This window comes from uncultured Azohydromonas sp. (assembly GCF_937926365.1).
Classification (GTDB): domain Bacteria; phylum Pseudomonadota; class Gammaproteobacteria; order Burkholderiales; family Burkholderiaceae_C; genus Azohydromonas.
In genome coordinates this window covers 1-10,399 of record NZ_CALAOH010000090.1, presented here as the reverse complement: position 1 = coordinate 10,399, position 10,399 = coordinate 1, and the positions used below count along the sequence as shown (strand labels likewise).

General features: G+C 66.2%; 12 protein-coding genes. All 12 read left to right on the top strand.

The features are described from left to right. Window positions 1–228 precede the first annotated feature (228 nt). Window positions 229–588 carry an NADH-quinone oxidoreductase subunit A gene (locus Q0741_RS09255; RefSeq protein ID WP_298232913.1) on the top strand — a complete coding sequence of 120 codons (360 nt, stop codon included), beginning with the start codon at window positions 229–231 and terminating at the stop codon, window positions 586–588. 44 nt (window positions 589–632) lie between these two features. Further along, entirely contained in the window at window positions 633–1,109 is a 477-nt protein-coding gene (locus Q0741_RS09250) for an NADH-quinone oxidoreductase subunit B family protein (RefSeq protein ID WP_028997518.1), read from the top strand. Between the two features lie 27 nt (window positions 1,110–1,136). Then, on the top strand, window positions 1,137–1,736 hold the full coding sequence (locus tag Q0741_RS09245; protein ID WP_298232912.1) for an NADH-quinone oxidoreductase subunit C: 600 nt from the start codon (window positions 1,137–1,139) through the stop codon (window positions 1,734–1,736). A 10-nt stretch (window positions 1,737–1,746) separates the two neighbouring features. After that, complete coding sequence (locus tag Q0741_RS09240) at window positions 1,747–3,000, top strand: NADH-quinone oxidoreductase subunit D (RefSeq protein WP_298232911.1); 1,254 nt, start codon at window positions 1,747–1,749, stop codon at window positions 2,998–3,000. After that, the gene (gene nuoE, locus Q0741_RS09235) at window positions 2,997–3,494 is read left to right on the top strand and encodes an NADH-quinone oxidoreductase subunit NuoE (protein ID WP_298232910.1); all 498 of its coding nucleotides are present in this window, start codon (window positions 2,997–2,999) and stop codon (window positions 3,492–3,494) included. Before Q0741_RS09240 ends, nuoE begins: the two co-directional genes overlap by 4 nt. 5 nt (window positions 3,495–3,499) lie before the next feature. Next, window positions 3,500–4,840 carry an NADH-quinone oxidoreductase subunit NuoF gene (gene nuoF, locus Q0741_RS09230; RefSeq protein WP_298232914.1) on the top strand — a complete coding sequence of 447 codons (1,341 nt, stop codon included), beginning with the start codon at window positions 3,500–3,502 and terminating at the stop codon, window positions 4,838–4,840. An 86-nt stretch (window positions 4,841–4,926) separates the two neighbouring features. Next, complete coding sequence (gene nuoG / locus Q0741_RS09225; RefSeq protein ID WP_298232909.1) at window positions 4,927–7,257, top strand: NADH-quinone oxidoreductase subunit NuoG; 2,331 nt, start codon at window positions 4,927–4,929, stop codon at window positions 7,255–7,257. Between the two features lie 13 nt (window positions 7,258–7,270). After that, entirely contained in the window at window positions 7,271–8,338 is a 1,068-nt protein-coding gene (nuoH, locus tag Q0741_RS09220; protein WP_298232908.1) for an NADH-quinone oxidoreductase subunit NuoH, read from the top strand. A 4-nt stretch (window positions 8,339–8,342) separates the two neighbouring features. Then, window positions 8,343–8,831 (top strand): NADH-quinone oxidoreductase subunit NuoI, encoded by a 489-nt coding sequence (nuoI, locus tag Q0741_RS09215; protein ID WP_066333325.1) that lies wholly within the window; start codon window positions 8,343–8,345, stop codon window positions 8,829–8,831. A gap of 90 nt (window positions 8,832–8,921) precedes the next feature. After that, window positions 8,922–9,548, top strand: coding sequence for an NADH-quinone oxidoreductase subunit J (locus Q0741_RS09210; protein ID WP_298232907.1), 627 nt, complete (start codon window positions 8,922–8,924; stop codon window positions 9,546–9,548). After that, window positions 9,545–9,862: an NADH-quinone oxidoreductase subunit NuoK gene (nuoK, locus tag Q0741_RS09205; RefSeq protein WP_298232906.1), complete on the top strand. Its 318-nt coding sequence runs from the start codon at window positions 9,545–9,547 to the stop codon at window positions 9,860–9,862. The genes Q0741_RS09210 and nuoK overlap by 4 nt, the downstream gene beginning before the upstream one ends. Before the next feature lie 20 nt (window positions 9,863–9,882). Continuing rightward, window positions 9,883–10,399, top strand: a 517-nt coding sequence (locus Q0741_RS09200; RefSeq protein ID WP_298232905.1) for a proton-conducting transporter membrane subunit, incomplete at its 3' end; no start/stop codon positions are given.

Here is a 10,399-nt window from a genome sequence, read left to right as displayed (position 1 = left end):
TCTTGAGGGGGTAGTGGCGAAAGCTGTGCGAGTTCGAGTCTCGCCGTCGGCACCAGACATTTCTCGACCTCTCTGCAAGGTTCTGAGTAGGCGCCTTGCAAGGCGCCCTGAACCAGAGCAGGGAACCCGCAGGCGCGCTCGGTAGGCAGCTCAACAAAGCTGCTGTGGGCGCGCTTTTTTTCTGGTCGCTTTTTTTGTCGCCACCCACCCAACCAGCTCAGCACGCACATGGACCTGCAGCAATACCTGCCCGTCATTCTGTTCATCCTGGTCGGTGTCGGGGTTGGGGTTGCTCCCCAGATCATCGGCTTCGTGCTGGGGCCGAACCGACCCGACGCGCAGAAGAACTCGCCGTACGAGTGCGGCTTCGAGGCCTTCGAGGATGCGCGCATGAAGTTTGACGTGCGCTACTACCTGGTGGCCATTCTCTTCATCCTGTTCGACCTGGAGATCGCGTTCCTCTTTCCGTGGGCGGTCTCGCTGCGCGAAATCGGCGTGTCAGGTTTCGTGGCCATGATGGTGTTCTTGACCATCCTGGTGGTTGGCTTCATCTACGAGTGGAAAAAAGGCGCCCTGGATTGGGAATGAGCCTGGAATTTCGCTCGGCAAAAGGACATTGACGGACTGACCCCATGGGCATCGAAGGCGTTCTCAAGGAAGGCTTCGTCACCACCTCGGTGGACAAGCTGATCAACTGGTCGAAGACGGGCTCGTTGTGGCCCATGACCTTCGGCCTGGCGTGCTGTGCGGTGGAGATGATGCACGCGGGTGCCGCGCGCTACGACATCGACCGCTTCGGCATGCTGTTCCGCCCCAGCCCGCGCCAGAGCGATCTCATGATCGTCGCGGGCACGCTGTGCAACAAGATGGCGCCGGCGCTGCGCAAGGTCTACGACCAGATGGCCGAGCCGCGCTGGGTCCTGTCCATGGGCACCTGCGCCAACGGCGGCGGCTACTACCACTACAGCTACTCGGTGGTGCGCGGTTGCGACCGCATCGTGCCGGTGGACGTCTACGTGCCGGGCTGCCCGCCCACGGCCGAGGCGCTGCTCTACGGCATCCTGCAGCTGCAGGCCAAGATCCGGCGCGAAAACACGATCGCGCGCTGAAGGCGCATCCCGGCGAGCTAGAACCGCATGACCACTTCTCTCGACAACCTGCAGTCGGCGCTGGATGCCGCGCTGGGCGGCCGAATCAAGGCCCTCAAGCGTGATCGCGGCGAAATCACCATCACCGTCTCGGCCGCCGACTACGCGGACGTGGTGCGCGTGCTGCGTGACGATGAGCAACTCAAGTTCGAGCAGCTCATCGACCTGTGCGGCGTGGACTACTCCACCTACAAGGACCAGCCCTGGGACGGTCCGCGCTTCTGCGTGGTGCTGCACCTGCTCTCGGTGAGCCTGAACTGGCGCCTGCGCGTGAAGGTGTTTGCGCCTGACGACGACCTGCCCGTGGTCCCCTCCGTCACCGAGGTGTGGAGCGCGGCCAACTGGTTCGAGCGCGAGGCCTTCGACCTCTACGGCATCGTCTTCGACGGCCACGAGGACCTGCGCCGCCTGCTCACCGACTACGGCTTCATCGGCCACCCGTTCCGCAAGGACTTCCCGGTCTCCGGCCACGTGGAGATGCGCTACGACCCCGAGACCAAGCGCGTCATCTACCAGCCCGTGACGATCGAGCCGCGCGAGATCACGCCGCGGATCATCCGCGAAGAGAACTACGGCGGCCTGCACTGAACAACGCGCCATGGCAGAGATCAAGAACTACACCCTGAACTTCGGCCCGCAGCACCCGGCTGCCCACGGCGTGCTGCGCCTGGTGCTGGAGCTCGACGGCGAGGTGATCCAGCGCGCCGACCCCCACATCGGTCTGCTGCACCGCGCCACCGAGAAGCTGGCCGAGACCAAGACCTACATCCAGTCGCTGCCCTACATGGACCGGCTGGACTACGTCTCGATGATGTCCAACGAGCACGCTTACTGCCTGGCGGTGGAAAAGCTGCTGGGCATCGAGGTGCCGCTGCGCGCGCAGTACATCCGCGTGATGTTCGCCGAGCTCACCCGGCTGCTGAACCACCTGCTGTGGCTGGGCTGCCACGGGCTGGACTGCGGCGCGATGAACATCCTCATCTACTGCTTCCGCGAGCGTGAGGACATCTTCGACATGTACGAGGCGGTGTCGGGCGCGCGCATGCACGCGGCCTACTTCCGTCCGGGCGGCGTCTACCGCGACCTGCCCGACAGCATGCCGCAGTACAAGCCCTCGAAGATCCGCAACGCCAAGGCGATTGCCAAGCTCAACGAGAACCGCCAGGGCTCGATGCTGGACTTCATCGAGGACTTCTGCAACCGCTTCCCCAAGAACGTCGACGACTACGAGACGCTGCTGACCGACAACCGGATCTGGAAGCAGCGCACCGTGGGCATCGGCGTGGTCAGCCCCGAGCGCGCGCTGAACCTGGGCTTCACCGGCGCCATGCTGCGCGGCTCGGGCATCGCGTGGGACCTGCGCAAGACGCAGCCCTACGACGTGTACGACCGGATGGACTTCAACGTCCCGGTGGGCACCAACGGCGACACCTACGACCGCTACCTGGTGCGCGTGCAGGAGATGCGCGAGGCCAACAAGATCATCCAGCAGTGCGTGAAGTGGCTCAAGGCCAATCCCGGCCCGGTGATCACGGACAACCACAAGGTGGCGCCGCCTCCGCGCGTGGACATGAAGTCCAACATGGAAGAGCTGATCCACCACTTCAAGCTCTTCACCGAGGGTTTCCACGTGCCCGAGGGCGAGGCCTACGCGGCGGTGGAGCATCCCAAGGGCGAGTTCGGCATCTACTTCGTCAGCGACGGCGCCAACAAGCCCTATCGCATGAAGATCCGCGCGCCCGGGTTCGTGCACCTGTCCGCGCTGGACGAGATGGCCCGCGGCCACATGATCGCTGACGCCGTGGCGGTGATCGGCACCATGGACATTGTTTTCGGCGAGATCGATCGATGAGTTCGCAATCCTTCTTCGCGCCCGCCACGCTGGAGCGTTTCGCGCGCGAGGTCGCCAAGTACCCCGCGGGGCAGCAGCAGTCGGCCGTCATGGCCTGCCTGTCCATCGTGCAGCAGGAGCAGGGCTGGGTGTCGGCCGAGGCCGAGGCGGCCATCGCCGAGTACCTCGCCATGCCGCCCATCGCGGTGCGCGAGGTCACGACCTTCTACAACATGTACAACCAGCAAAAGCTGGGCAAGTACAAGCTCAACGTCTGCACCAACCTGCCGTGCCAGCTGCGCAACGGCCAGGGTGCGCTGGAGCACCTGTGCCAGAAGCTGGGCGTGGAGGAGGGCGGCACCACCGCCGACGGCCTCATCACGGTCCAGAAGTGCGAGTGCCTGGGCGCCTGCGCCGACGCGCCGGTGATGCTGGTCAATGACCGCCAGATGCTGAGCTACATGAGCAACGAGCGCCTGGACGAGCTGGTCGACACGCTCAAGGCGCAAGGGTGAACCGCATGCTCGACCTCTCGAAATTCCAGGCGACCGGCCGCGAGACCTGCTTCCACGGCCGCCACATCCAGCCCCAGATCTATGCCGGCCTGGACGGCAGCAACTGGCGCCTCAAGGACTACGTGGCCCGCGGCGGCTACCAGGCCCTGAAGAAGGTGCTGGGCCTCGACGGCGGCGCCGGCATGACGCCGGAGCAGGTCATCGCCGAGGTCAAGGCCTCGGGCCTGCGCGGCCGCGGCGGCGCGGGCTTCCCCACCGGGCTGAAGTGGAGCTTCATGCCGCGTGCGTTCCCGGGTCCGAAGTACCTGGTGTGCAACTCCGACGAGGGCGAGCCGGGGACCTGCAAGGACCGCGACATCCTGCGCTACAACCCGCACATCGTCATCGAGGGCATGGCCATCGCCGCCTATGCGATGGGCATCGGTCGCGGCTACAACTACATCCACGGCGAGATCTTCGAGGTCTACGAGCGCTTCGAGGAGGCGCTGGCCGAGGCCCGCGCCGCCGGCTTCCTGGGCCAGAACATCCAGGGCAGCGGCTTCAGCTTCGAGCTGTTCGCGCACCACGGTTTCGGCGCCTACATCTGCGGCGAGGAAACGGCGCTGATCGAGTCGATCGAGGGCAAGAAGGGCCAGCCGCGCTTCAAGCCGCCGTTCCCGGCGAGCTTCGGCCTCTACGGCAAGCCCACCACGATCAACAACACCGAGACCTTCGGCGCGGTGCCCTGGATCATCCGCAACGGCGGCCAGGCCTACCTCGAAGTCGGCAAGCCCAACAACGGCGGCACCAAGATCTTCTCGGTGGTCGGCGACGTGAACGAGCCGGGCAACTTCGAGATCCCGATGGGCACGCCCTTCTCGACGCTGCTGGAGATGGCCGGCGGGGTGACCAAGGGCCGCAAGCTCAAGGCCGTGATCCCGGGCGGCTCCTCCGCGCCGGTGCTGCCCGCCAACATCATGATGGACTGCACGATGGACTATGACTCCATCGCCAAGGCCGGCTCCATGCTGGGCTCGGGCGCCGTCATCGTGATGGACGACAGCCGTTGCATGGTCAAGAGCCTGCTGCGTCTGTCCTACTTCTACCAGCACGAGAGCTGCGGCCAGTGCACGCCCTGCCGCGAGGGCACGGGCTGGCTGTGGCGCGTGGTGGACCGCATCGAGCACGGCAAGGGCCGCATGGACGACCTGGATCTGCTGAACTCGGTGGCCGACAACATCCAGGGCCGAACCATCTGCGCGCTGGGCGACGCTGCGGCGATGCCGGTGCGCGCGATGCTCAAGCATTTCCGCGACGAGTTCGCGTACCACGTCGAAAACAAGCGCTGCCTGGTGGGCGGGGCCTGAGACACAACTGCAAGGTGAAGCACCTCTGAACCCCCGGGCGCCCTTGGGCGCCCGCTGCGCGCCAGGGGCCTTCACCAAGAGAAGCCATGGTTGAAATCGAACTCGACGGCAAGAAGGTGAGCGTTGCCGAAGGCAGCATGGTGATGCATGCGGCCGAGGCCGCCGGCACCTACATCCCGCACTTCTGCTACCACAAGAAGCTCAGCATCGCGGCCAACTGCCGCATGTGCCTGGTGGAAGTTGAGAAGGCTCCCAAGCCGCTGCCCGCCTGCGCCACGCCCGTGACGCAGGGCATGATCGTGCGCACCAAGAGCGACAAGGCGATCAAGGCCCAGCAGTCGGTGATGGAGTTCCTCCTCATCAACCACCCGCTGGACTGCCCGATCTGCGACCAGGGCGGCGAGTGCCAGCTGCAGGACCTGGCCGTGGGCTACGGCGGCTCGTCCTCGCGCTACGCCGAGGAAAAGCGCGTGGTGTTCCACAAGGACGTGGGCCCGCTGATCTCCATGGAGGAGATGACGCGCTGCATCCACTGCACCCGTTGCGTGCGCTTCGGCCAGGAAGTGGCCGGCGTGATGGAACTGGGCATGCTGCACCGCGGCGAGCACTCCGAGATCACGACCTTCGTCGGCCAGACGGTGGACTCCGAGCTCTCGGGCAACATGATCGACCTGTGCCCGGTCGGCGCGCTCACCAGCAAGCCCTTCCGCTACAGCGCCCGCACCTGGGAGCTGTCGCGCCGCAAGAGCGTGAGCCCGCATGACAGCACCGGCGCCAACCTGATCGTCCAGGTCAAGGCCAACCAGGTCAAGCGCGTGCTGCCGCTGGAGAACGAGGCCGTCAACGAGTGCTGGCTGGCCGACCGCGACCGCTTCAGCTACGACGCGCTCAACAGCACCGCGCGCCTGACCGCCCCGATGATCAAGCAGGGCGGCGAGTGGAAGACCGTGGACTGGACCACGGCGCTGGAGTTCGTCGCCAACGGCCTCAAGCAGGTCAAGGCCCAGTTCGGTGCCCAGGGTATCGGCGCCATCGGCTCCGCGCACAGCACGGTGGAAGAGCTGCACCTGCTGGCCAAGCTGGTGCGCGGCCTGGGCAGCGACAACATCGACTACCGCACGCGCCACGCCGATTTCGGCAACGTGGACGCGCCGGGCACCGCGCGCTGGCTGGGCATGCCCATCGCCGAGCTCTCGACGCTGGACCGCGCGTTCGTGGTCGGTTCCTTCCTGCGCAAGGACCACCCGCTGTTCGCGCAGCGCCTGCGCCAGGCCGCCCGTCATGGCGCCCAGATCAGCAGCCTGCACGCGCTGAAGAACGACTGGTTGATCCCGCTGGCCCATCACATCACGGCCGCGCCGAGCGGCTGGGTGCAGGCGCTGGCCGAAGTGGCCGCCGCCGTGGCCGCCAGCGCCGGCGTGGCCGCGCCGGTCAAGGCCGAGGCGACGGACGCCGCGCGCGCCGTGGCCGAGTCGCTGCTGTCGGGCCACAACAAGGCCGTGCTGCTGGGCAATGCCGCCGCGCAGCATCCGCAGGCCTCGACGCTGCTGAAGCTGGCCGGCTGGATCGCCGAGCACACCGGCGCCAAGGTCGGCTACCTCACCGAGGCCGCCAACACCGTGGGCGCGCAAGTCGTGGGCGCGCTGCCGAAGCAGGGCGGCCTCAACGCCGGCCAGATGCTGTCGCAACCGATGAAGGCGCTGCTGCTGCTCAACACCGAGCCGGTGTGGGACGCCGCCGACGCCGCCGCGGCCACCGCCGCGCTGGAAGGCTCCGGCCTGGTGGTGGCGCTGACGGCGTTCAAGGACGCCGCGGTGCCCAACGCCGACGTGCTGCTGCCCATCGCGCCCTTCGCCGAAACCGCCGGCAGCTTCATCAATGCCGAGGGCCGCCTGCAGAGCTTCTACGGCGTGGTCAAGCCCGTGGGCGAGACGCGTCCGGCCTGGAAGGTGCTGCGCGTGCTGGGCAACCTGCTGGGCCTGGACGGCTTCAACCACGAAAGCGCCGAGGAAGTGCGTGCCGAGGCGGTGGGCGACGGCAGCGGCATCGCTGCCAAGCTGTCCAACCGCAGCAGCGCGCAACTGCCGGCCGACATCGCGACCGCCACGCCCGGCCTGTTCGAGCGCATCGCCGACGTGCCCATCTACGGCGCCGACATGCTGGTGCGCCGTTCGGGTCCGCTGCAGCTGACCGCCGATGCCCGTCCGCCGGTGGTGGGCCTGCCCACCGCGCTGTGGCAGGCACTGGGCCTGGCCGAGGGCCAGCGCGTGCGCGTGACCCAGGGCAAAGCCAGCGCCGAGCTGCCGGCCCGCGAGGACGCCACGCTGGCCCCCAACGCCGTGCGCGTGAGCGCGGCGCACCCGGATACCGCCACGCTGGGCGCCATGTTCGGCGCCATCACCGTGCAGAAGCTCTGAGGATGGCCAAGCGATGATTGATTCCCTCTACCAACTCGGCAGTACCAACCTGCCTCCCACGCTGTGGGCGGTGCTGTGGTCGCTCATCAAGATCGTGGCGGTGGTCGCACCGCTGATGGGTTGCGTCGCCTACCTGACGCTGTGGGAGCGCAAGGCCATCGGCTGGTCGCAGATCCGCCCGGGCCCGAACCGCGTGGGTCCCTTCGGCCTGCTCACTCCGATCGCCGACGCGGTCAAGCTGATGTTCAAGGAGATCATCCGCCCGACCGCCGCCAACAAGGGCCTGTTCTTCCTGGGCCCGATCATGACCATCATGCCCGCGCTGGCCGCGTGGGCCGTGGTGCCCTTCGGCCCCGACGTGGCGCTGGCCAACGTCAACGCCGGCCTGCTGTTCCTGATGGCCATCACCTCGCTGGAGGTGTACGGCGTGATCATCGCCGGCTGGGCCTCGAACTCGAAGTACGCCTTCCTGGGCGCGCTGCGCGCCTCGGCGCAGATGGTCAGCTACGAGATCGCGATGGGCTTCGCCTTCGTGGTGGTGCTGATGGTGGCCGGCAGCCTGAACATGACGGACATCGTGATGTCGCAGGACCGCGGCCGCTTCGCCGACATGGGCGTGAACTTCCTGTCCTGGAACTGGCTGCCGCTGCTGCCGATCTTCGTCGTGTACTTCATCTCCGGCCTGGCCGAGACCAACCGCCACCCCTTCGACGTGGTTGAGGGCGAATCGGAAATCGTGGCCGGTCACATGATCGAGTACTCGGGCATGAGCTTCGCCATGTTCTTCCTGGCCGAGTACGCCAACATGATCCTGGTCTCGACGCTGGCCGTGATCCTGTTCCTCGGCGGCTGGCTGCCCCCGATCGACAGCGCCATCTTCAACTGGATCCCGGGCTGGATCTGGCTGGCCGCCAAGGTCTTCGTCGTTGTGACGATGTTCCTGTGGGTGCGCGCCACGTTCCCCCGCTTCCGCTACGACCAGATCATGCGCCTGGGCTGGAAGATCTTCATTCCGGTCACGCTGGTGTGGCTGCTCGTGGTGGGTCTGTGGATCCAGTCGCCCTGGAACATCTGGAATTGAAGCCATGTCTGCCCTGAAGGATTTCTTTTCGAGTTTCCTGCTGCTGGAGCTGTTCAAGGGCATGGCCCTGACCGGGCGGCACTTCCTCTCCAAGACCATCACGGTCCAGTTCCCTGAGGAAAAGACGCCCCTGTCTCCGCGCTTCCGCGGCCTGCACGCGCTGCGCCGCTATGAGAACGGCGAGGAGCGCTGCATCGCCTGCAAGCTGTGCGAGGCGGTGTGCCCGGCCATGGCCATCACGATCGAGTCGGACGTGCGTGAGGACGGCAGCCGCCGCACCACGCGTTACGACATCGACCTGACCAAGTGCATCTTCTGCGGCTTCTGCGAGGAAAGCTGCCCGGTGGACTCCATCGTCGAGACGCACATCCTCGAGTACCACGGCGAGAAGCGCGGCGACCTGTACTACACCAAGGACATGCTGCTGGCGGTCGGTGACCGCTACGAGCGCGAGATCGCAGCCAACAAGGAGGCCGACGCCCGCTACCGCTGACGGCCCAAGGCGTGCCGCCGGCACGCATGCGCATGTCGCATGCGTGAGGGTGGCGGTGCGCGTGCCCGCGTGTCTCAAGCGTCCAACGACATGACCACGACCGCTCTGTTCTACCTCTTCGCCACGGTGCTGCTGCTGGCGTCCTTTGCCGTCATCACGGCGCGCAGCACGGTGCACTCCGCCCTGTACCTGGTGCTGGCCTTCTTCACCGCCTCGTGCGTGTGGATGCTGCTCAAGGCCGAGTTCCTCGCCATCACGCTGGTGCTCGTGTACGTGGGCGCCGTCATGGTGCTGTTCCTCTTCGTGGTGATGATGCTCGACATCAACACCGATGCCTTCCGGCATAACTTCTGGAAGCACTTTCCCATCGCCGGCCTGGTGGGCGCGCTCATCGCGCTGGAGATGGCGCTGGTGCTGACCAGCGGCTTCAACGTGCCCGAGGCCGCGCCGGCGGATCCGAAGCTGGCCGAGCTGGGCAACACGAAGCTGCTGGGCATCGAGATGTACACCCACTACCTGTATCCGCTGCAGATCGCTGCCGTGCTGCTGCTGGTGGCCATCGTGGCGGCCATCGCGCTGACGCTGCGCCGCCGCAAGGACTCGCGCTACCTCAACCCGTCGGAGCAGGTGCGCGTGAAGAAGAGCGATCGCCTGCGCATCGTGCAGATGCCGCCGGTGGTGCAGGCCAAGAACGCCGCGGAGGAGGGCAAAGCATGAATCTCGGACCCATCACGCTGGGGCACTACCTGTCGCTGGGCGCCATCCTGTTCGCGCTGTCGGTGATCGGTATCTTCCTCAACCGCCGCAACCTGATCGTGCTGCTGATGGCCATCGAGCTGATGCTGTTGGCCGTCAACCTCAACTTCGTCGCCTTCTCGCACTACCTGGGCGACATGGCGGGCCAAGTCTTCGTGTTCTTCATCCTGACCGTGGCGGCCGCCGAGTCGGCCATCGGCCTGGCGATCCTGGTGGTGCTGTTCCGCAGCCGCTCGTCGATCGAGGTGGAAGAGCTCGACACGCTCAAGGGTTGACGCGGGAAGGCCTACAACAAATGTCTGCAGAACTGTCCAAGAACCTGCTGCTGGCTGTGCCGCTGGCGCCGCTGGTCGGCTCCATCGTGGCTGGCATGGCCGGCCGTGCCGTCGGCCGCCGCGGCGCGCACGTGATCACCATCCTCGGGGTGCTGATCTCCTTCATCATCTCGGCGCTGGTGCTGCGCGACGTCGTCGCCGGCGCGCGCTTCAACGAGACCATCTACGAGTGGATGGTGCTCGGCGACCTGAAGATGGAAGTCGGCTTCCTGGTCGACGGCCTCACCGCGATGATGATGTGCGTGGTGACCTTCGTGTCGCTGATGGTGCACATCTACACCATCGGCTACATGCACGAGGACCCGGGCTACCAGCGCTTCTTCTCGTACATCTCGCTGTTCACCTTCTCGATGCTCATGCTGGTCATGAGCAACAACTTCCTGCAGCTGTTCTTCGGCTGGGAAGCGGTGGGCCTGGTGAGCTACCTGCTGATCGGCTTCTGGTACACGCGGCCCACGGCGATCTTCGCCAACATGA